Origin of the sequence: Herbidospora sakaeratensis, from assembly GCF_001570525.1 — a bacterium.
Classification (GTDB): Bacteria; Actinomycetota; Actinomycetes; order Streptosporangiales; family Streptosporangiaceae; genus Herbidospora; species Herbidospora sakaeratensis.
This window is the reverse complement of record NZ_BBXC01000009.1, coordinates 380,825-400,590: the sequence shown is the minus strand read 5'-3', so window position 1 is coordinate 400,590 and position 19,766 is coordinate 380,825. Positions and strand designations below refer to the sequence as shown.

Sequence of the window (19,766 nt, the reverse complement as noted above, 5' to 3'; positions counted from 1 at the left end):
CCCATCTTAGGTGGGTCACTTCGTGCGAAGAACCTCGGAGACCTTCAGCCGCCTGCCGGTACGCAGCACCGCGCGCTCGTAGATGCGCCCGCCCACCATCAGCGTGGCCGCCACCGCGACGACCATCAAGCCGCCCGACAGCAGCACCTCCCAGAGGGCCACCTCCGAGGCGGCCACCCGCACCGGCATGATCATCGAGGAGAACGGCGGCACGAACGAGAGGATCTCGGCCACCGGGTGGTCGGGGCTGGCGGAGGCGAAGAACGACACCCCGTACGAGATCAGGAACAACATCATCATCGGCTGCAGCACGTTGCCGACCTCCTCCTGGCGCGACACCAGCGAGGCGAGCGACCCGGCGAGGGCGGCGAAGAAGGCGTAACCGAGGATCCACCAGGCCACCGCGCTCACCACGATCCCGGCCATGCCGGGCGGGAAGTCGGTGGCGAACCCGGACAGGAACGCCCCGACGAGCCCGGCGGCCACCACCGCCGTGAGGTTGATGAAGCCGACGACCCCGAGCCCGAAGATCTTGCCGCCGAGCAACTGCCAGGGCCGGATCGAGATGAGCAGGATCTCGACGATTCGGCTGCCCTTCTCCTCGACGACGCCCATGGCGACCACCATGACCGAGCTCATGATCATGAAGAACAGGAGCAGCACCACCACGGTCGCGATGCCCTGCCGCGCCGACTCGTAGCGGGTGTCGGCCCCGACCGACTGGACCTGCAGCGGCGTCACGGTCACCCCGGCCGCGCCGATCTGCGCCTCGCGGTTCGCGCTCTGCAGCAGCAGCCCGAGCTCGTCGTCGATCTCGCCGTTGGACAACACCCGCGTGCCGTCGACGAGCGCGACGTCGACGTCGCCGTCGAGGACCGCCGTCGTGGCGGCCGGCTCATCGGGATAGGTCTTCCAGGTGATCTTCGCCTCGGGGGCGAGCGCCTGGACGGCCAGCTCCTGGCCCCCCACCCGGCCGAGGTTGTACTCGTCGGGCCCGCCGAAGAGCTTGGGCGCGAACGCGATGCCGCCGGTGAGCAGCGCCGACACGAGCAGGCTGATCACGAACGCCCGCGTCCTGACCTGGGTGCGGATCTCCCGCCCGGCCACCATCAAAAGGCCGTTCATGCCACTGCCTCCCTGAAGATCTCGACCAGCGTGGGCCGCTCGACGCCGTACGACTCGACGTGCCCGGCTTCGACGGCCCGCCGCAGCACGCTCTGGTCGTCGCCGCCGACGACCGTCAGCACGTCGCGGTCGCCGTCCTTGCTCAACTCGCCCGGCAGGCCGTCGGCCCAGCCCGGCTTGGGGTCGCGGACGACCACCCGGAGCCGCCGCCCCTCGGCGTCGCGCAGCTCCTCGACCGACCCGCTCGCCATCATGCGCCCGCCCGCGACGATCCCGACCGAGTCGCACAACCGCTCGACCAGTTCGAGCTGGTGGCTGGAGAAGATGACCGGAACGCCCCCGCGCGCCCGCTCGTGCAGCACCTCGGCCAGCACGTCGACCGCGATCGGGTCGAGCCCCGAGAACGGCTCGTCGAGGATGAGCAGCTCCGGGTCGTGGATGAGGGCCACGGCCAGCTGGACTCGCTGCTGGTTGCCCAGCGAGAGCGACTCGACGGTGTCGTTGACCCGCTCGGTCAGCCCGAGCCGCCCGATGAGCGCGTCACGCGCCTTGCCGACCGCCCCGGCGTCGATCCCGTGGAGCCGACCGAAGTAGTCGATCTGCTCCCCGACCCGCATCTTCTGGTAGAGCCCGCGCTCCTCCGGCATGTATCCGAAGGTGCGCCGCTCGGCGAACGTCAGCGGACGCCCGTTCCAGAGCACCTCGCCCTCGTCGGCCTGCAGCACCCCCATGACGATGCGCATCGTCGTCGTCTTGCCGGCTCCGTTGGCGCCCACGAAGCCGAACATCTGCCCGGCCGGGACCTCGAAGCTCACCCCGTCGAGGGCGACCTTGCCCGCCCCGAATATCTTGCGCAATCCCCTGATCTCCAACATGGCACCATCCTGGCTTTGTCCGCGCATGACCTGTAGACGTGGAAATCAACGGTCGGCCGGGGATTCCGCAGCCGATCGGGATGACATTTGCCACATGACTACGCTTGGCCGCATGACGCCTGACAGAAACGACCAGCCGGTGGTGCTGTCGAAGATCTACACGAAGACCGGCGACGACGGCACGACCGCCCTCGGCGACATGTCCCGCACCGCGAAGACCGACCCCCGCCTGGCGGCCTACGCCGACGTCGAGGAGGCCAACGCGGCCATCGGCGTCGCCCTCGCCATGGGCAACCCGCCGGAGGAGATCGGGGCGGTGCTACTGCGCGTCCAGAACGAGATGTTCGACGTGGGGGCCGACCTGTGCACGCCGGTCGTGCCCGACCCCGAGTTCCCGCCGCTGCGGGTCGAGGCCTCCTACGTGGAGTGGCTGGAGTCGCAGTGCGACGAGTTCAACGCCCGCCTGAAACCGCTGCGGTCGTTCATCCTGCCGGGGGGCTCACCCGGAACCGCGCTGCTGCACGTGGCCCGCACGGCCGTGAGACGCGCCGAACGCTCGACGTGGGCGGCCTTGGAAGTCCACGACGACATGAACCCGCTGACGGCGACCTACCTGAACCGACTGAGCGACCTGCTGTTCATCCTGTGCCGGGTGTCGTCGGACGGCAACGAGATCCTCTGGAAACCCGGCGGCACCCGCTAGACCGCGTCGAGGTGGGCGCTTGGGGGGGCTGACTCCAGCCAGGCCAGGAAGCCCGTGAGCGCGTCTTCGCTCATCGCCAGGCTGACCGCGCCGGCCTCGACCGTCCAGTAGCCCTCGGGGCCCTCGCCCGCTTCGAGGGGGCGGCGGCGGGAAACGACGAGGCCGCGCCTCGCAATCGCGTGGCGCGGCCTCAGACGGATTCCGGCGAAAGGCACCCAGTGGAGCTCTCCTCCGGCGTAGCGGGCTACTCCGCTCTGCCATTTCCGGGTGCCGGTTCGTACACAACAGACCACCGTTCCCCGGCGGGAGGCCAGGGCGATGACACGAATACAGAACAGGGCAGCGAGCAGAGCCAACCCTATGAGTAGCTCCACCGCTGCCCCTCCTTCTGAAACTCAGACCTCTTCGCCGGCCGCCCGGAGGCGGGCCGCGTTGCGCTTGGCCTCCAGCTGGGCGTCCGCGTCGTCCTGGCTGGACTCGATCGCGGCCTGGGCCCGCTGGAGAGCGTCCTTGGCCGCGGCCACGTCGACCTCGGAACCGAGCTCGGCCGCTTCGGCCAGGACCGACACTTCGTTGGCGGCGACCGAGATGAAGCCCCCGTGTACGGCGGCGACCAGGTCGGCGTTGCCGTCACGCTTGACGCGAAGCACGCCGCCCTCGACGAGAACGCCGATAACGGGCGCGTGATTCGGCATAATACCGATCTCGCCCTCGACGGTCTTGGCAATCACCATGTCGGCTTCGCCAGACCAGATCTCACGCTCCGGTGAGACCACGCCCACCTGCAGCTTTGCCATCTCTTCCCTCCAAGAACACCGGCGCGGCCAGGAGGCCGCGCCGGCGCCGCATGATTAGCGGGTCAGTTCCTTCGCCTTGGCGATGGCCTGCTCGATGCCGCCGACCATGAAGAACGCCTGCTCGGGCAGGTGGTCGTACTCACCGGCGCACAGGCCCTTGAAGGAGGCGATGGTCTCGTCCAGCGGGACGAACTCGCCCGGCTGACCGGTGAACGCCTCGGCGGCGTACATCGGGTGGGACAGGAAACGCTCGATGCGGCGGGCCCGCTGAACGGTGACCTTGTCCTCTTCGGAGAGCTCGTCGATGCCGAGGATGGCGATGATGTCCTGCAGTTCCTTGTACTTCTGCAGGATCCGCTTGGTCTCCTGGGCCACCGCGTAGTGCTCCTCGCCGACCACGGTCGGGTCGAGGATGCGGGAGGTGGAGTCGAGCGGGTCGACCGCCGGGTAGATGCCCTTCTCGGAGATCGGACGGGACAGCACCGTCTGAGCGTCGAGGTGGGCGAACGCGTTGTGCGGGGCCGGGTCGGTGATGTCGTCGGCGGGCACGTAGATCGCCTGCATCGAGGTGATCGAGTGACCGCGCGTCGAGGTGATGCGCTCCTGGAGCACTCCCATCTCGTCGGCCAGCGTCGGCTGGTAACCCACGGCGGAGGGCATGCGGCCGAGCAGCGTGGAGACCTCGGAACCGGCCTGGGTGAAGCGGAAGATGTTGTCGATGAAGAGCAGCACGTCCTGCTTCTGCACGTCGCGGAAGTACTCCGCCATCGTCAGCGCCGACAGCGCCACGCGCAGACGGGTGCCCGGGGGCTCGTCCATCTGGCCGAAGACGAGGGCGGTGTCCTTGAGGACGCCGGCCTCCTCCATTTCGAGCCAGAGGTCGTTGCCCTCACGGGTGCGCTCGCCGACGCCCGCGAAGCACGAGGTGCCCGAGAACTTCAGCGCGACTCGACGGATCATCTCCTGGATCAGAACCGTCTTGCCGACGCCCGCGCCGCCGAACAGGCCGATCTTCCCACCCTTCACGTAGGGGGTGAGGAGGTCGATGACCTTGATGCCGGTGGGCAGCATCTCGGTGCGCGACTCGAGCTGGTCGAAGGCGGGAGAGGGGCGGTGGATGCCCCACTTCTCGGTGACCTTGATGGACGACGTCGGCACGTCGAGCGACTCGCCGAGGGCGTTCCACACGTGGCCCTTGACGACGTCGCCGACCGGCACCGAGATCGGCGCGCCCGAGTCGGACACCGCCGCACCGCGGACCAGGCCGTCGGTGGGCTGCATGGAGATGGCCCGGACCAGGTTGTCACCCAGGTGCTGGGCGACCTCCATCGTCAGGGTCTTGGTCTGCGACTCACCGTCGACTTCGAGGGTGACGTCGACGTTCAACGCGTTGTAGATGTCCGGCATCGCCTCGACGGGGAACTCCACGTCGACGACGGGACCGGTGACACGGGCGACGCGGCCCACGCCGGTCTCAACAGTCTGTGCGGTCATTTCACTCTTTCCCCGCGGCGGAGTCGGCGAGCGCGTTCGCGCCGCCGACGATCTCGCTGATTTCCTGGGTGATCTCCGCCTGACGAACCTGGTTCATCTTCTGGGTGAAAACCCGGATGAGCTCGTTGGCGTTGTCGGTCGCGGACTTCATCGCGCGGCGCCGGGCGGCCTCTTCGGAGGCGGCCGACTGCAGCAGCGCGGAGAAGATGCGCGATTCCACGTAGCGCGGCAGCAGCGAGTCGAGCACGGCACCGGCCGAGGGCTCGAACTCGAAGTAGGGCAGCGGGCCGTCCTTCGGCGCCTCGGTCGTCTCGACGACCTCCAGCGGCAGGATGCGGTTCACCACCACGTTCTGCGTCAGCATCGAGACGAACTCGGTCGAGACGATGTGGATCTCGTCGATCCCGTCTTCGGCCTTGAACGACCCGATCAGCGTGTCGGCGATCTCCTTGGCGTCGTTGTACGACGGCTTACGGGAGAAGCCCACCCACTGGCCGCCCATCTCGCGCTGGCGGAACGCGTGCCAGCCCACGCCCTTGCGTCCGGAGACGAAGGGCGTGACCTGGATGCCGCGCGACTCCAGCAGGCCGCGCAGGGCCTCGGCCTCGCGCAGCAGGTTGGCGTTGAAGCCGCCGCAGAAGCCGCTGTCACTGGTGATGATCAGCACGCCGGCGCGGGCCGGGTTCTCCTTGGCCACCGTGAGCGGGTGGTCGACGGAGGAGGTGTTGCTGACGACACCGGTGACGGCGCGGGTGATCTCCCGCTCGTAGGGCACCGCGGCCTGCATGCGCTGCTGAGCCTTGACGATGCGCGACGAGGCGATGAGCTCCTGCGCGCGGGTGATCTTCGCCGTGGACTTGACCGACTTGATCCGCCGCCGCAGCAGTCGAAGCTGGGCGCCCATCGGCTACTTCGCCTCCGGCTTCCGCACGTGCTTGACGATCTTCTCCTGGCCGACCTCGTCGGCGCCGAGCGGGGCCACCGGCTCGTCCTTGACCAGCAGGTCGCCGGACGAGGTGGTGAAGCCCTTCTTGAACTCGGTGATCGAGTCCTTCAGCACGGTGACGGTGTCGTCGGACAGCTCGCCGCTCTCGCGGATGCCGTCGAAGACGCCCTTCTGGGTGCTGCCGACGTAGTCGAGGAACTCCGACTCGAAGCGGCGGATGTCTTCCAGCGGGACCTCGTCGAGCTCACCGGAGGTGCCGGCCCACACCGAGACGACCTGCTTCTCGGCCGGGAACGGCGAGAACTGCGGCTGCTTGAGCAGCTCGACGAGGCGGGCGCCGCGCTCCAGCTGCGCGCGGGAGGCCGCGTCGAGGTCGGACGCGAAGGCGGCGAACGCCTCCAGGTCGCGGTACTGCGACAGGGACAGACGGAGCGTGCCGGCGACCTTGCGCATCGCCTTGATCTGCGCCGAGCCGCCGACTCGGGAGACCGAGACACCGACGTTGATCGCCGGGCGGACGCCGGCGTTGAACAGGTCGGTCTCCAGGAAGCACTGGCCGTCGGTGATGGAGATGACGTTGGTCGGGATGAACGCCGAGACGTCGTTGCCCTTGGTCTCGATGATCGGCAGACCGGTCATCGAGCCGCCGCCCATGTCGGCCGAGAGCTTGGCGCAGCGCTCGAGCAGACGCGAGTGCAAGTAGAAGACGTCGCCGGGGAACGCCTCACGGCCCGGCGGACGACGCAGCAGCAGCGACACGGCGCGGTAGGCGTCGGCCTGCTTGGTGAGGTCGTCGAAGATGATCAGGACGTGCTTGCCCTGGTACATCCAGTGCTGGCCGATGGCCGAACCGGTGTAGGGGGCGAGGTACTTGAAGCCCGCGGCGTCGGACGCCGGAGCGGCCACGATGGTGGTGTACTCCATCGCGCCGGCCTCTTCGAGGCGGCCCTTCACCTGGGCGATCGTCGAACCCTTCTGGCCGACGGCGACGTAGACGCAGCGGACCTGCTTCTCGGGGTCGCCGGAGAGCCAGTTCTCCTTCTGGTTCAGGATCGTGTCGACCGCGATGGCCGTCTTGCCCGTGCCACGGTCGCCGATGATCAGCTGGCGCTGGCCGCGGCCGATCGGCGTCATGGCGTCGATCGCCTTGAGGCCGGTCTGCAGCGGCTGCTTCACCGGCTGCCGCTGAACGACGGACGGCGCCTGGGTCTCGAGGGCACGACGGCCCTCGGCCTCGATCGCGCCCTTGCCGTCGAGGGGGTTGCCCAGCGGGTCGACAACGCGGCCCATGAAGCCGTCGCCCACCGGGACCGAGAGGACCTGGCCGGTGCGGCGCACCGACTGGCCCTCTTCGATCTTGCTGAAGTCGCCCAGAATAACGACACCGATCTCCCGGACGTCCAGGTTCAGTGCCAGGCCACGCGTGCCGTCCTCGAACTCGAGCAGCTCGTTCGCCATCGTCGAGGGAAGGCCGGAGACATGGGCGATACCGTCGCCACAGTCGACGACGGTCCCGATCTCCTCACGTGCCGCGCCTTCCGGCTCGTACGCCTGGACGAAGCGCTCAAGCGCGTCCCGGATCTCGTCCGGCCGGATCGTCAGCTCCGCCATCTCTTCCTGTCTCCCTATTCGCCTAGCCGGCCAACCGGCGGCGGACTTCTTCAATACGTGCGGCGATGGTGGTGTCGATGATCTCGTCCCCGATCTTGATCGAGAACCCACCGAGCACCTTCGGGTCCACCTCGACATTCAGGTGGACGTCACGGCCGTAGGTGGCCCGCAGCCAGTTCGCCAGCCGCTGCTTCTGCGCGTCGGACAGCAGCACCGCGCTGGTGACGACCGCCACCAGACGCTGCCGCTGCAGGGCGACGAGGCGGCCGAACTCCTCCAGGCCTCGTTCCAGGCTACGTCCGCGCGGGTGTGCGGCGACCTGGGAGACGAGGCGCAGGGTGGTCGGCGCGACCTTGGCCCCGAGCAGGTCGGCCAGGAGCGACTCCTTGCCGATGGCGGCCGGGTCGGCCAGCGCGCGGCGCAGGTTCGGGTTGGCGGCGAGGATGCGGCCGAACCGGAACAGCTCGTCTTCGACGTCGTCGAGACGGCCGGCCGCTTCGGCCTCGCTCGCGGCGGCGATCACGCCGAGCCGCTCCACGGCGTCGGCGAGGTCACCGGAGCGCGACCACTTGGCCTCGACCGCGGCCACCGTCGTCTCCAGCGCCGCCGTCGAGACCTTGCCCTCGAGAAGGGCGCGGATGGTCTGCGCCTTCTGCTCGGCCGGACGCGACGGGTCGGAGAGCGAACGGCGCAGACCGGGCTCCCGGTCGAAGAGCGAGGCGACCGCGAAGAGCTCATCGGCCAGCGTGCCCAGGTCGGCCGACCCGGCCACGCTGTTGAAACGCTCCTCGACGTCGACCAGAGAGGTCCTGCTCAGGCCCTGCATCAGCGGACCGCCGTCGTCCCGGAGCCCTCGAGCTCCTCGAGGAACCGGTCGACGACGCGACGCTGGCGGGCCTCGTCCTCCAGCGACTCGCCGACGATGCGGCCGGCGAGGTCGGTCGACAGGCGGCCGATCTCGGAACGCAGCTGCGCGAGCGCCTGCGCCTTGTCGGCCTCGATCTGGGCGTGGGCGGCCTCGACGATGCGCCGGGCCTCGGCCTGGGCCTCCTCGCGGAGTTCGGCCTTGATCTGCGCGCCCTGCTCACGAGCCTCTTCCCGGAGGCGGGCGGCCTCCTGGCGGGCCTCGTTGAGCTGGTCGCGGTACTGCTGGAGCACGGCCTGGGCCTCGGCCTGGGCGTTCTCCGCCTTCTGGATCCCGCCTTCGATCGCCTCGGTGCGCTCGGCCAGAGTCTTCTGGATGCGCGGGGTGAGGATCTTACCGACGACGAGGAAGACGAGCAGGAACGCGAGACCGCCGACGACCAGCTCGTAGGTGTGCGGGAGAAGCGGGTTGTTCTCCTCCGCCGCCAGAACTGTAGCTGCCAGAGTCATGGGCGCAGCCTTCCGTCAGATGGGATAACGCGTCAGGAGGTCGGGTAGATGAACGGCGCGACGAGACCGATCAGGGCGAGAGCCTCGGTCAGAACGAAGCCGAGCAGCATGTTCTGACGGATGAGGCCGTAGGCCTCGGGCTGGCGGGCGATGGCCTGCACACCCTGGCCGAAGATGATGCCCACGCCGACACCGGGGCCGATCGCCGCGAGGCCGTAACCGATCGCGCCGATGTTGCCGGTGACTTCAGCGAGAACGCTCATTGCGGTTTCCTTTACTGGTCGGCCGGTGAGCTTTCCTGCTCACCGGTCTGGTCACGTCAGTGGGTGGTTCAGTGGTCCGCGTGCAGCGAGCCGCCGATGTACATCGCGGCCAGCATGGTGAAGAGGAACGCCTGCAGGAACTGGATGAAGATCTCGAAGCCGGTCATCAGCGTCGTCATGAGGAAGCCGACCAAACCGAGCGGCGCACCAAGCGGGGTGAGCTGCTCGAAGAGGAAGTGGAAGCCGACACTGGCGAAGAAGGCCAGGATGAGGTGGCCGGCGAACATGTTCGCGAACAGTCGGACCGCGTGGGTGAACGGCGCGAGAACCAGGTTCGAGATCAGCTCCAGCGGCGCCATCAGGACGTAGACGCCCTTCGGCAGGCCGGGCGGGAACATCATGTTCTTGAAGTATCCGAGACCGCCCTGGTGCTTGATGCCCAGGTAGATCTTGATGACGTAGATCGTCACCGCGAAGATGATCGGATAGGCGATGTGTGAGTTCACCGGAATCTGCAGCACCGGGATCACACCGAAGAAGTTCCACAGCAGGATCAGCAGGAACAGCGAGAGGAGCAGCGGCATCCAGCGCTCGGCGTCCTTGCCCAGGAACGGGCGGGCGCACTGGTCGCGCACGAACGTGTAGCCGTATTCACCGATGTTCTGGATGCCGCGCGGCACCAGCTTCGGCTTGGCGAAAGCGGTCCAGGCGAGCACGCAGATGATCAGGGCACCGATTACCGCGAGGAGGACCGGCTTGTTGAGCCAGACGGGCGCCCCGGAGTAAAGCGGAGGGAAATCGAAGATCTCCGGCCCGGGAGCCTGGAATTCTCCGTCAGCGGCGAGGAGCGTCAGCGTAGTCACGCGGCGTTCCCTTCAACGTCGTGGACCATCATTGGAAGAATCAGAGCTTGTGCGGGCGCGTTCAGCGGCCGTGCTTGAGGTAGACCAGCCAGCACGCCAGCCCGACCCCGATAACCACACCTATGGGGATGAACGCGTGCACGCCCGTCCAATGGCTCAGCAACCAGCCGAGGCCACCCCAAAGCAGCATTCCCGACAGCAGATAGCTGGGTACTGACCAGGCGGCGTCGGCGAAGTCGCGGCCGTCGTCCTCGGGCCTGCGCTGCTTCTCGCTCATCGCGGGCACGACGATAGCAGGCACCGCAAGGACTAGTCATATCGGACCCCATCAGTTCCCCTGACCGGGAACTTTGGAGTCTGGTTCGACGTACAGGAGCTTCAGCTTCATGAAGCCGCGCATCTCGCCGAAGGTCCACACGACGGTGAGGACGATCACACTCCAAGCGAACGCTTTGGGGTTGAAGACGGTGGTCGTCTCGAATGCCCTAAGGGTGATCATGATAGCGATCACCTTGACGAGATAGCTCAAAACCGCCGAGGCGAACATGGCCATCGGCGAGATCCGGCCCGCCCAGGTGACCACGATGAGCCCGATCGTGAAGAAGGCGGCCACCAGGCCCAGCGCGATGACGGCGCCGAGCGCGCCCGTGAAACCGGCGAAGATCGCCGACACGATGACCGCTATGACCCCGACCGCCACCGTTGGCACGGCGGCGCCCTTGAGAACGCGCACGTCGTTGGCCTGCATGGACGACTCCAGAACATGTTGTCAACCGAGCGTTTGCTTCGCCCAGGCTATGGGTTGCTGTTAGTGAAAGCTATCACAAGCTCCGCGTCACGGGCTTTACCTGGCTTTTCGCGGCGAATTCACCCGGTTGTCGCTCGGTGATGACTCGCCGGCGGGTTCTCCGCCCGGTCGGCGGCGTGGGCGCCCTTGCGCCCCTTCGGCCTCGACAACACCACCAGCACCGCCACCGCCACCACGCTGATCAGCGGGAACAGGATCAGCGGCACCCCTTCGAGCGACAGGCCCACGATCGTGAACGCGAAGATGAACGTCCACGCGTACATGATCAGGACGCTCCGCCGGTGGGAGTGGCCGATGTCGAGCAGCCGGTGGTGCAGGTGCCCCCGGTCGGGCGCGAACGGCGACAGACCTTCACTCGTCCGCCGGATGACGGCCATGATCAGGTCGGTCAGCGGCAACACGACCACCGCCAGCGGCAGCAGCGGCAACACCAGCGCGAACCGGTTGACGTCGAGCGCGGTCGTCGGCACCGACGACGTGATGGTCACCAGCGAGGTGGCCAGGACCAGCCCGATCAGCATCGAGCCGGTGTCGCCCATGAAGATCTTCGCCGGGTTGAAGTTGTGGGGCAGGAACCCCAGGCACATGCCGACCAGCAGGGCCGCGACCACGGCGGTCAGGTTGATGCGGGTCTGCTGCTGGTCCTGCGACAACACCATGGAGTAGACCAGAGTGGCCATGGCCGCGATGCCGACGATGCCGGCCGCCAGGCCGTCGAGCCCGTCGACGAAGTTGACCGCGTTGATGGCCACCACCACGACCAGGATCGTCATCACGGCCTGGAGGTTCGTGTCGAGGAAGACGTTGCCGCCCATGCTCTCGGGCAGCGGCAGCGACCGCAGCGACACGCCGTAGTAGACCAGCAGACCACCCGCCGCGACCTGGCCGCCCAGCTTGACCAGGGCGTCCATGCCCAGCCAGTCGTCGAGGAAGCCGGTCACCACGATCAGCCCGCCGGCGGCGAGCAGCGCGGGCGTGGTCTGACCCGATTGTTCGAGATTGAGGGCGCTGCCCACCCACGGCAGGTGGGAGGCGGCCAGCAGCCCGGCGGCCATGCCGCCGAACATGGCCAGGCCGCCCAGCCGGGGCGTCGGCACCTTGTGCACATCGCGCTCCCTGACCTCGGGAGCGGCGCCGATGCGCAGCGCGAAGGCCCGGACCGGAGGCACCAGCAGGTAGGTGACAACGGCAGTGACAAGGCCCACGAAGAAGTATTCGCGCACGGCACCAGTTTCCCGGATCAACGGACCAGTTGAGACGGGCGAAGTACACACACCATCTCTTTACGACGACGCTAGCGCAGCTTTACGAGTAGGCGTGCGGCGCGCCGGCCTTGCTCGGCACCCATCGGGGGGTGTCGGCGGCCTCGTCGCTGATCGACGTGAGCACGGCCTGGCGGTAGAGCCCCAGGCGGGTGCGCCACTCGGAGATCTGCTGGACGTACCGTTTCGCGACGTCGGCGTTCCACGTGTCGGTGCTGCGTGCCAGCGTGTACGGCCGGTCGAGCAGCGTCGAGATCTTCTCCATCAGCGGCATGACCTGGAACCACAGGTCGACCAGACGCTGGTATTCGGGGTTGAACACCCAGGTCGTCGCCTGGCCGCCCGGGATCAGCAGGTCGTTCCCGTTCGCGGCGGGCGGGGTCTCCCCCGGCTGCAACGGCCGGGGCGCGGGCGGGTCGAGATAACTCATCGGATCTCCTTACGCGTGCTGACCGGGAGCGACGGAACCGGCGGGGCCGTCGGGCTCGATGTCCTCGGGCACCCACGCGCCCGTGCCCCACTCCCCTGCCGGCACGGAGACACTCGGCATGTCGACCGGCTCGATCTGTGCGTGGACGTCCATGAGAGCGAGAATCGCCTCATCTGAGACCGGTTTCGCCGGGGCGGACAGGACGTCGCCGGCCTGCTCGGCGGCCAGCTTCCGGGGGTCGGATTGGTCTGGACCACCGTTCTGCGCCGGGCCCTGGGCGGGACCGCCCTCCGAGCCGGACCCCGCGGCGGCCATGGACGGGTTCTCCTGCGGGCCGATCTGGTCGTCGAACCCGAGCAGGGCGCCCAGTGCCTGGTCAGACAGGGGGTTGGCCGGTGCGGACAGGACGTCGCCGGGCTGTTCGGCGGCCAACCTCCTGGGATCGAGGTCGCCGCTCGACGTCTGTGCCTGCGAGGCGGGGCCTGACGCGGAATGGTCTGAACCATTTCCCGAGGGGCCCTGAGCGGGCCCGCCCTCCGCACCCGAGCCGCCGTCGGTCATGGACGGCATCTCCTGCGGACCGATCTGCGAGTCGATGTTCAGCAGCGCGCCGAGGGCTTGATCGGAGATCGGGTTGGCGGGGGCGGAGAGGACGTCGCCGGGCTGCTCGGCGGCGAGCTTCTTGGGATCGATCTCCGCACCGGCCTGGCCCGAGGATTCGGCCTGGCCTGCGGACCCGGCCTGATCGGCGGGGCCGGACTGGCTTGCGTATCCGGATTGGTCCGAGGGCCCGGCCTGTCCCGTCGAACCAGCCTGGTCGGCGGGCCAGAACTGGCCCGCGTATCCGGACTGACCTGAAGGCCCGGCATGACCTGAGGGCCCGGCGTGACCTGTGGAGCCGGCCTGATCGGCGAGCCCCGGCTGGGTTCCGGCACCGTACTGGCCGTCGGCGGTGAGGCCCGCCGGGCCGTAGTGGGCCATGGTCGGGCCGGTCGTCAGCCCTGCCTGACCGGCGGTGGAGCCCTGCTGGCCGGAGGGCGAACCGTCGCCCTTCGGGCCGCACTGGCCGTCGTTCCCTCCGGCGGGTGTGTTCGTGCCGCCGGTCTGCTGGGGGGCGGCGTCGGCTGCGCTCCCGGCGCCGGTGAACGCGCTGCTGTGGGAGTTGCCCGAGTTTCCTCCGGCGGACGGCTGCTGGGAGCCGCCGCCGTCCGCGCCCCCTGGCGAACCGCTTCCGTCGGTGACCGTGGGCATGCCCTGCGGGCCGATCTGCGAGTCGTTCTGGAGGAGCGACCCGAGGGCCTGGTCGGAGATCGGGTTCGCCGGGGCGGACAACACGTCGCCGGGCTGGGCGGCGGCCAGGGCCTTCGGGTCGACGGGGTCGCCGTTCACCAGCAGCGTCGTGTCCGCGGGCAACTGCGGCGCGGAGGCCAGGAACGGGTCCTCCGTCACGTTGTCGGCGGCGGTGCCCACATACGCGCCGTTGGGATCGCCCGGAGCCAGGCCCGGCTGCGGCGGAGGCTGGGTGACCGGGTTGTTCTTTAGATAGGGGTCTTCGGTCACGTTGTCGGCGGCCGTGCCGACGTAGGCGCCCATCGGGTCGCCAGGGGCGAGACCCGGTTGCGGCGCCGGCTGGGTGACCGGGTTGTTCTTCAGATAAGGGTCTTCGGTCACGTTGTCGGCCGCCGTGCCCACGTACGCGCCCATCGGGTCGCCGGGAGCGAGGCCCTTCTCGGGGGCGGGCGGGGCGGCGGCGGGGTTGTTCTTGAGGAAGGGGTCCTCGGTGACGTTGTCGGCCGCCGTGCCCACGTAGGGGCCCATGGGGTCGCCCGGGTCGAGGCCGGGCTGGGGGGCCGGGTGTTTGACCGTCGGCTCCAGCGGTTCGACGTAGCCCGGTTTGCCGTCGGGCTGGGGGCCCTTGGGGGGCTGGGCGGAGTCGTCGATCGGGCGGACCACGTCGAGGTCCTGGTTGAGCGGGTAGGACACCACCTTCGTCCCGTCGACGTCGAGCTCGACCCGGCCCTTGGTCTGGTCGATGTCGTCGGGATGGTCTTTCTTCGGGGTGTCGATCGGGGGGTGGGTCTCGCCGTCGCTCTTCTTGGGCGGCGGGTTCGAATCGTCGCTCCTGCCGGGGGCGGTCGACTCGGTGTCGCCCTTCTTCGGAGGCTCGGTCTCCCCGTCGCTCTTCTTCGGCGGCGGGTTCGAATCGTCGCTCCTGTTGGGGGCGGTCGACTCGGTGTCGCCCTTCTTCGGAGGCTCGGTCTCCCCGTCGCTCTTCTTCGGCGGCGGGTTCGAGTCGTCGTTCCGGTTCGGAGCGGTCGACTCGGTGTCGCCCTTCTTGGGGGGTTCCGTTTCGCCGGCCGGTTTCTTCGGTGGTGGTTCCGAGTCGCCCGCGGTCGGTTTGGGGGCCGGGTTGGCGTCACCGGAGGTCGTCGGGTTCGGCCGGGTGCCGGGTTCGCGTTCGCGCTTCTCCAGGAGGGCCAGACGGGCGGTGACGTCCTTGTCCATCTCGGCGATGGCGTCGGCGACCGCCGACGGCCGGTAGGTCACCGCGGCGGGCACGCCCGCGTTGCGGACCGTGGTGGTCGCCTTGGCCTCGATGGTCTCCATCTCCTTGGCCGCGCTTCGCAGCTCGGCCAGGAGATCGCGGACCAGTTTGGGGTCCATCCCATCGATCTTGGGCATGCGCCAGCCTCCCGGGGTCGAAAACCTCGACTCACGCTAGGCCGCCACGCCCCCGGTGACCCGGTGCGATAGCCAGACGGTATGGATCTACTCCTCGGTCGCGAGGTACCCCACGACGCCCCGGATCTTGTCGACCGGGACGCCGCCCTTGCGCAGCACCCGGGGCACCGAGGTGGTCAGGTCGAGGATGGTCGACGGGGTGTTGTCGGTGCACGGTCCGGCGTCGAGGTAGACCGCCACCGACTGGCCGAGCTGCTCCTCGGCGTCGGCCGCCGTGGTGGCGGGCGGGTTGCCCGAGCGGTTGGCGCTGGAGACGGCCATCGGGCCGGTCTCCTTGAGCAGGTCGAGGGCCACCTGGTGGAGCGGCATGCGGATGGCCACGGTGCCCTTGGTCTCGCCGAGGTCCCACTTGAGCGAGCGGTTGGCCTTGAAGACGAGGGTCAGCGGGCCCGGCCAGAAGGCGTCGATCAGGTCCTGCCCGTGGGTGCCGAGCGACTCCACCAGCGCGCCGGCGGCCCTGACCGTGCCGACCAGAACGGGCACCGGCATGTCGGGGCCGCGGCCCTTCGCGGTCAGCAGGGCCCGGACGGCCGAGGGCGTGAACGCGTCGGCGCCGATGCCGTAGACGGTGTCGGTCGGGAGGACGATCAGGTCGCCGGCTCTGATGACCGACGCGGCGTCGATGAGGCCCGACTCGCGCTCGCCGGGGTTGGAACAGAGGTATCGGCGGGTCATGTGATCTCCCTTGTCACTCCAGGCCGAACTTGGCCGTCACGAAGCGGTCGCGGCCGGTCAGATCCTGCCGCAGGCGGGCGTCGCGCCAGCCGTTGCCCTCGGGGAACAGCCAGTAGACCGCGTTGCCCTGCTCGTCGGCGTGTTCCACCGCGACCAGGCCGCCCGGCCGCAGGAGCCGGCGGGCCGTGGCCTCGACCGCCCGGACCTCGCCCAGGCCGTCGTCGCCCGAACCGTAGAGGGCACGGCCAGGATCGTAGTCGCGCACCTCGGGGTCGCGGGGCACCGCCCCCGGCGGGATGTAGGGCGGGTTGCTGATGACCAGGTCGACCTGGCCTTCGAGCTCGGGCAGGCAGTCGGTGAGGTCCTCCGGGTGGAGCGACGTCCGGCCCTGGCCGTGTTCGAGGATGTTGCGCTTGGCCCAGCGGTAGGCGGCCGGGTCGATCTCCACGGCGTGGACCTGCGCGAGCGCGACCTCCTGGGCGATCGACAACGCGATCGCGCCCGAGCCGGTGCCGAGGTCGACGACGATCGGCGAGGCGACGTCCATCTCGTTGAGGCGGTCGATCGCCCACTGGACGACGACCTCGGTCTCGGGCCGGGGGATGAACACCCCGGGGCCGACCTCGAGCGACAGGTAGCGGAAGTAGGCGCGGCCGGTGATGTGCTGCAGCGGCTCGCGCGACTCGCGCCGGGAGACGCCCTCCCAGAAGAGGGCGTCGAACTCCGAGTCCTTCACCGTGTGGAGGGTGCCGCGGGTCACGCCGTGGACGAACGCCGCGATCTCCTCGGCGTCGGCGCGCGGCGACGGCACACCTGCCTCGGCGAGCCGGGCGGTGGCCAGCGCTATCTCGTCCAGGAGGAAGGTCATGGGCTCAGGTGGCGGCGGCGGCGAGCTTCTCCGCGAGCTCGGCGTCGAGCAGGGCCTGGATCACCGCGTCGAGGTCGCCGTCGAGCACCTGGTCGAGGTTGTAGGCCTTGAACCCGACCCGGTGGTCGGAGATGCGGTTCTCCGGGTAGTTGTAGGTGCGCACCCGTTCGGACCGGTCCACGGTGCGGACCTGCGACTTGCGCTCGGCCATCGCGGCTGCGTTGGCCTCCTCCTCGGCGATGGCCTGCAGCCGGGCCCGGAGGATGCGCATCGCCGACTCCTTGTTCTGGAGCTGGCTCTTCTCGTTCTGGCACGACACCACGACGCCGGTCGGGAGGTGGGTGATGCGCACCGCGGAGTCGGTGGTGTTGACGCTCTGGCCGCCGGGACCGCTGGAGCGGTAGACGTCGATCCGCAGGTCGTTGGGGTCGATCTGGACGTCGACCTCCTCGGCCTCGGGGTAGACGAGCACCCCGGCGGCGGAGGTGTGGATGCGTCCCTGCGACTCGGTCGCGGGCACCCGCTGCACGCGGTGGACGCCGCCCTCGAACTTGAGCCGCCCCCAGGCGCCTTCGCGCCCCTTGATGGCGACGGTGACGTCTTTGTAGCCGCCGAGATCAGAGTGCTGGGCGTCGATGATCTCGGTCTTGTAGCCGATGCGCTCGGCGTACCGGAGATACATGCGCAGCAGGTCGCCGGCGAACAACATGGACTCCTGGCCGCCTTCGCCGGCCTTGATCTCCATGATGATGTCTTTGTCGTCGTTGGGGTCGCGGGGCACCAGCAGGTGGCGCAGCCGCTCCTCCAGCGCGGGGACGCGGGCCTCCAGCTCGGCCGCCTCCTCGGCGAACGAGGGGTCTTCGCCGGCGAGTTCGCGGGCCGCCTTGATGTCGTCGCGCACCTGGCCGAGCTCGCGGTAGGTGCCGATGATCGGCGTGAGCTGGGCGTAACGCTTCCCGAACTGCCTGGCCTTCGCCTGGTCGGCGTGCACGGCCGGGTCAGCGAGCTTCAGCTCGAGATCGGCGTATTCGCTGATGAGCTCGTCGAGGTTCACCGCGCGTCCCCTCCTGCTGGTCGAATCGAGTAGGCCCTTTCACCACGAACGCCGACCCGGGCGCGCCCCCTGCGTGAGGAGGACGGTTCCGAGCCGGCGTCTGGGAAGGAGCTACTTGCCCGCGGCCTTCTTGCCGAACCGGGCCTCGAAGCGCGCCACGCGGCCGCCCGTGTCGAGGATCTTCTGCTTGCCCGTGTAGAACGGGTGGCACGCGGAGCAGACGTCGGCGTGGATCGTGCCGTTCTTGGCGGTGCTGCGCGTGGTGAACGTGTTACCGCACGAACACGTCACATTGGTGACGACGTACGTGGGGTGGATGTCGGCCTTCATACCTTTTTCCTCTCCGGGGCGCGGTCGCCGGATCGCCTCAGTCAGCCTGGAGACCAGGGGGGCGGGAACCGGAACCGCAACGGTTCGGCTACCAGTGTGCCAGATCGGAGAACCCTCCCAGGCCATCGCGCATTCCCGGGGCCGTCGCTGAACGATGCCTGGGAAGTCCGTGAGAAGGTCACCGCGCATGTGGACTGGTCACAGGGGCCCCACTAGGCTCGCCCTGCTCAAACCCGAGCTTTTCCCTCAAAATTACCTTAGTTAGGGGATTCGATGAGGAAAGGCCTGCGACTGCTCATTGCAGGCGCCAGCGGGGTGGCAATCTTCGCCAGCGGTGTGGCCATCACCGCTTCCCCCGCTTCAGCTGCGACCGTCACGGTGTCGAACGCCGTCGTCAACGACACGTTCATCCCGCCGGTCTCCCAGGACATCATGTCGTTCTCGTTCGATGTGGCAGACGCCTATCACGGGAAGTTCGGCGACTCCTGGTCTCCCAAGTACAAGATCTGGGCGCGAGTCACTCCCGATTACAACCCCGGCGCGGGCGTCACGGTGAACTGGCGGACCGCCACGGTCACCCAGCTCGCCAAGGTCACCGCCCAGCCGGGCGCCACCTCGAAGATCTCCGGCAACTTCACCGTGCAGAACAACGACAAGCCCGGTGACCGCTGGAGGCTGCAGATCTCGGCGGAGCCGATCGCAGCCCCGACGACGGCGTCTCCGTCGCCTTCTCCCACCGCGACGGCCGCGCCGGACACCTGGCAGGACGTGAAGACCTTCACGGTCACCCCGGCCACCCGGGTGTCGAACGTGCGGATCGACCCGAACCCCGTCGTGCTCAAGGGCGCGACCGACGTCGGCTTCAGCGCGACGATCGAGAAGTTCGGCGGCGAGACGCTCAAGCAGGTCCGCGCGCTGCACCCGTCGAGCGGCGAGTACTACACGCTCGGCACCTCGCTCGAGGGTGACGACAAGAGCTACTACAACTTCGTGACCATGGGCACCGACGCTCCGGCCGGCGCCTGGCAGATCAAGTTCACGATCACGCGCGGCACGAAGACCTACGCCTTCACCAAGGGCTTCACCGTCAGCAAGACCTCCGCTCCGGCGGCGAAGGCCAAGTCGAAGATCACCATGTCCATCGCACCCACCAAGGTGAAGAAGGGCAAGTCGATCAAGATCTACGGCAAGGTCTACCGCGGCGTTAAGTCGTGGGGCGTCTGGAAGAAGAAGGTCCTCAAGCTCTACTTCAAGAAGAAGGGCACCAAGAGCTGGAAGTTCGTCGGCTACGTCGGTGCCAACAACTCCGGGAAGTACAGCAAGACGATCAAGCCCAAGTACGACGGCTACTTCCGGATGGCGGCGACCGCCACGTCCGCGACGAAGTCCTCGTACTCGCCGTACAAGCTCGTCGACGTTCGCTGATCTGTACGGCTCGCGCCACCAACCCCTGACGCAAGCCGTATAGGTGACGAATGGGCCCACGTGTGCACACGTGGGCCCATGTCACGTTATTCTCACAAGCTACATTTCTCCCAATAATCAC

Annotated in this window: 22 protein-coding genes; 2 read left to right on the top strand and 20 right to left on the bottom strand. The window is 68.4% G+C overall.

Annotation, left to right across the window (positions count from 1 at the left end; translation table 11 throughout):
• Positions 1–15 precede the first annotated feature (15 nt).
• Together AW271_RS11765 and AW271_RS11760 are read right to left on the bottom strand one after the other, a co-directional pair.
• Complete coding sequence (locus AW271_RS11765; RefSeq protein ID WP_062335837.1) at positions 16–1,125, bottom strand: ABC transporter permease; 1,110 nt, start codon at positions 1,123–1,125, stop codon at positions 16–18.
• Complete coding sequence (locus tag AW271_RS11760; protein WP_062335835.1) at positions 1,122–2,000, bottom strand: ABC transporter ATP-binding protein; 879 nt, start codon at positions 1,998–2,000, stop codon at positions 1,122–1,124. Before AW271_RS11760 ends, AW271_RS11765 begins: the two co-directional genes overlap by 4 nt.
• A gap of 112 nt (positions 2,001–2,112) precedes the next feature.
• Here AW271_RS11760 and AW271_RS11755 point away from each other — a divergent pair, with 112 nt between their 5' ends.
• Positions 2,113–2,703 (top strand): cob(I)yrinic acid a,c-diamide adenosyltransferase, encoded by a 591-nt coding sequence (locus AW271_RS11755; RefSeq protein ID WP_062335833.1) that lies wholly within the window; start codon positions 2,113–2,115, stop codon positions 2,701–2,703.
• Here the strand turns inward: AW271_RS11755 and AW271_RS11750 are convergent.
• The 18 genes from AW271_RS11750 to rpmE all read right to left on the bottom strand — a co-directional run bounded on the left by AW271_RS11750 (position 2,700) and on the right by rpmE (position 18,220).
• Positions 2,700–3,077, bottom strand: coding sequence for a DUF2550 domain-containing protein (locus AW271_RS11750; protein WP_062335831.1), 378 nt, complete (start codon positions 3,075–3,077; stop codon positions 2,700–2,702). The genes AW271_RS11755 and AW271_RS11750 overlap by 4 nt on opposite strands.
• Positions 3,078–3,098: 21 nt before the next feature.
• Positions 3,099–3,500 (bottom strand): F0F1 ATP synthase subunit epsilon, encoded by a 402-nt coding sequence (locus AW271_RS11745; protein ID WP_030450992.1) that lies wholly within the window; start codon positions 3,498–3,500, stop codon positions 3,099–3,101.
• Between the two features lie 54 nt (positions 3,501–3,554).
• The gene (gene atpD, locus AW271_RS11740) at positions 3,555–4,994 is read right to left on the bottom strand and encodes a F0F1 ATP synthase subunit beta (protein ID WP_062335829.1); all 1,440 of its coding nucleotides are present in this window, start codon (positions 4,992–4,994) and stop codon (positions 3,555–3,557) included.
• 1 nt (position 4,995) lies between these two features.
• Positions 4,996–5,898 (bottom strand): F0F1 ATP synthase subunit gamma, encoded by a 903-nt coding sequence (locus tag AW271_RS11735; protein ID WP_062335827.1) that lies wholly within the window; start codon positions 5,896–5,898, stop codon positions 4,996–4,998.
• A gap of 3 nt (positions 5,899–5,901) precedes the next feature.
• Positions 5,902–7,551, bottom strand: coding sequence for a F0F1 ATP synthase subunit alpha (atpA, locus tag AW271_RS11730; protein ID WP_062335825.1), 1,650 nt, complete (start codon positions 7,549–7,551; stop codon positions 5,902–5,904).
• Positions 7,552–7,573: 22 nt separating this feature from the next.
• Entirely contained in the window at positions 7,574–8,377 is an 804-nt protein-coding gene (locus AW271_RS11725; RefSeq protein ID WP_062335822.1) for a F0F1 ATP synthase subunit delta, read from the bottom strand.
• Positions 8,377–8,925, bottom strand: a complete 549-nt coding sequence (locus AW271_RS11720; RefSeq protein ID WP_062335820.1) for a F0F1 ATP synthase subunit B — start codon at positions 8,923–8,925, stop codon at positions 8,377–8,379. Before AW271_RS11720 ends, AW271_RS11725 begins: the two co-directional genes overlap by 1 nt.
• 32 nt (positions 8,926–8,957) lie before the next feature.
• On the bottom strand, positions 8,958–9,188 hold the full coding sequence (atpE, locus tag AW271_RS11715; RefSeq protein WP_062335818.1) for an ATP synthase F0 subunit C: 231 nt from the start codon (positions 9,186–9,188) through the stop codon (positions 8,958–8,960).
• Positions 9,189–9,256: 68 nt separating this feature from the next.
• Positions 9,257–10,051 carry a F0F1 ATP synthase subunit A gene (gene atpB / locus AW271_RS11710; protein WP_062335816.1) on the bottom strand — a complete coding sequence of 265 codons (795 nt, stop codon included), beginning with the start codon at positions 10,049–10,051 and terminating at the stop codon, positions 9,257–9,259.
• 61 nt (positions 10,052–10,112) lie between these two features.
• Positions 10,113–10,328 carry a hypothetical protein gene (locus AW271_RS11705; protein ID WP_051759411.1) on the bottom strand — a complete coding sequence of 72 codons (216 nt, stop codon included), beginning with the start codon at positions 10,326–10,328 and terminating at the stop codon, positions 10,113–10,115.
• Between the two features lie 51 nt (positions 10,329–10,379).
• On the bottom strand, positions 10,380–10,799 hold the full coding sequence (locus AW271_RS11700) for a Cg1360 family ATP-synthase-associated protein (RefSeq protein ID WP_062335814.1): 420 nt from the start codon (positions 10,797–10,799) through the stop codon (positions 10,380–10,382).
• Positions 10,800–10,918: 119 nt separating this feature from the next.
• Positions 10,919–12,082 carry a glycosyltransferase family 4 protein gene (locus AW271_RS11695; protein WP_062335812.1) on the bottom strand — a complete coding sequence of 388 codons (1,164 nt, stop codon included), beginning with the start codon at positions 12,080–12,082 and terminating at the stop codon, positions 10,919–10,921.
• A gap of 82 nt (positions 12,083–12,164) precedes the next feature.
• Positions 12,165–12,551, bottom strand: a complete 387-nt coding sequence (locus AW271_RS11690; RefSeq protein WP_062335810.1) for a hypothetical protein — start codon at positions 12,549–12,551, stop codon at positions 12,165–12,167.
• A 9-nt stretch (positions 12,552–12,560) separates the two neighbouring features.
• A complete protein-coding gene (locus AW271_RS11685; RefSeq protein ID WP_157554032.1) occupies positions 12,561–15,233 on the bottom strand; it encodes a hypothetical protein in 2,673 nt (890 codons plus the stop codon).
• Positions 15,234–15,320: 87 nt separating this feature from the next.
• The gene (locus tag AW271_RS11680) at positions 15,321–15,968 is read right to left on the bottom strand and encodes an L-threonylcarbamoyladenylate synthase (RefSeq protein ID WP_062335806.1); all 648 of its coding nucleotides are present in this window, start codon (positions 15,966–15,968) and stop codon (positions 15,321–15,323) included.
• A 13-nt stretch (positions 15,969–15,981) separates the two neighbouring features.
• The gene (gene prmC / locus AW271_RS11675; protein WP_062335804.1) at positions 15,982–16,836 is read right to left on the bottom strand and encodes a peptide chain release factor N(5)-glutamine methyltransferase; all 855 of its coding nucleotides are present in this window, start codon (positions 16,834–16,836) and stop codon (positions 15,982–15,984) included.
• 4 nt (positions 16,837–16,840) lie between these two features.
• Entirely contained in the window at positions 16,841–17,890 is a 1,050-nt protein-coding gene (gene prfA / locus AW271_RS11670) for a peptide chain release factor 1 (protein ID WP_062335802.1), read from the bottom strand.
• A 111-nt stretch (positions 17,891–18,001) separates the two neighbouring features.
• The gene (gene rpmE / locus AW271_RS11665; RefSeq protein WP_062335800.1) at positions 18,002–18,220 is read right to left on the bottom strand and encodes a 50S ribosomal protein L31; all 219 of its coding nucleotides are present in this window, start codon (positions 18,218–18,220) and stop codon (positions 18,002–18,004) included.
• Positions 18,221–18,535: 315 nt separating this feature from the next.
• On the opposite strand from rpmE, the gene AW271_RS11660 reads away from it, so the two are divergent.
• Entirely contained in the window at positions 18,536–19,645 is a 1,110-nt protein-coding gene (locus AW271_RS11660) for a hypothetical protein (RefSeq protein WP_157554031.1), read from the top strand.
• Positions 19,646–19,766 lie beyond the last annotated feature (121 nt).

Excerpts from the sequence above, each read along its gene's own strand:
- prmC (WP_062335804.1), bottom strand. The coding sequence starts at position 16,836 with ATGACCTTCCTCCTGGACGAGATAGCGCTGGCCACCGCCCGGCTCGCC.
- AW271_RS11685 (WP_157554032.1), bottom strand. The coding sequence starts at position 15,233 with ATGCCCAAGATCGATGGGATGGACCCCAAACTGGTCCGCGATCTCCTG.
- atpA (WP_062335825.1), bottom strand. The coding sequence starts at position 7,551 with ATGGCGGAGCTGACGATCCGGCCGGACGAGATCCGGGACGCGCTTGAG.
- AW271_RS11755 (WP_062335833.1), top strand. The coding sequence starts at position 2,113 with ATGACGCCTGACAGAAACGACCAGCCGGTGGTGCTGTCGAAGATCTAC.
- AW271_RS11760 (WP_062335835.1), bottom strand. The coding sequence starts at position 2,000 with ATGTTGGAGATCAGGGGATTGCGCAAGATATTCGGGGCGGGCAAGGTC.
- rpmE (WP_062335800.1), bottom strand. The coding sequence starts at position 18,220 with ATGAAGGCCGACATCCACCCCACGTACGTCGTCACCAATGTGACGTGT.
- atpD (WP_062335829.1), bottom strand. The coding sequence starts at position 4,994 with ATGACCGCACAGACTGTTGAGACCGGCGTGGGCCGCGTCGCCCGTGTC.
- AW271_RS11720 (WP_062335820.1), bottom strand. The coding sequence starts at position 8,925 with ATGACTCTGGCAGCTACAGTTCTGGCGGCGGAGGAGAACAACCCGCTT.
- AW271_RS11700 (WP_062335814.1), bottom strand. The coding sequence starts at position 10,799 with ATGCAGGCCAACGACGTGCGCGTTCTCAAGGGCGCCGCCGTGCCAACG.
- AW271_RS11745 (WP_030450992.1), bottom strand. The coding sequence starts at position 3,500 with ATGGCAAAGCTGCAGGTGGGCGTGGTCTCACCGGAGCGTGAGATCTGG.
- AW271_RS11705 (WP_051759411.1), bottom strand. The coding sequence starts at position 10,328 with ATGAGCGAGAAGCAGCGCAGGCCCGAGGACGACGGCCGCGACTTCGCC.
- AW271_RS11725 (WP_062335822.1), bottom strand. The coding sequence starts at position 8,377 with ATGCAGGGCCTGAGCAGGACCTCTCTGGTCGACGTCGAGGAGCGTTTC.
- AW271_RS11765 (WP_062335837.1), bottom strand. The coding sequence starts at position 1,125 with ATGAACGGCCTTTTGATGGTGGCCGGGCGGGAGATCCGCACCCAGGTC.
- atpE (WP_062335818.1), bottom strand. The coding sequence starts at position 9,188 with ATGAGCGTTCTCGCTGAAGTCACCGGCAACATCGGCGCGATCGGTTAC.
- AW271_RS11680 (WP_062335806.1), bottom strand. The coding sequence starts at position 15,968 with ATGACCCGCCGATACCTCTGTTCCAACCCCGGCGAGCGCGAGTCGGGC.
- AW271_RS11735 (WP_062335827.1), bottom strand. The coding sequence starts at position 5,898 with ATGGGCGCCCAGCTTCGACTGCTGCGGCGGCGGATCAAGTCGGTCAAG.
- AW271_RS11690 (WP_062335810.1), bottom strand. The coding sequence starts at position 12,551 with ATGAGTTATCTCGACCCGCCCGCGCCCCGGCCGTTGCAGCCGGGGGAG.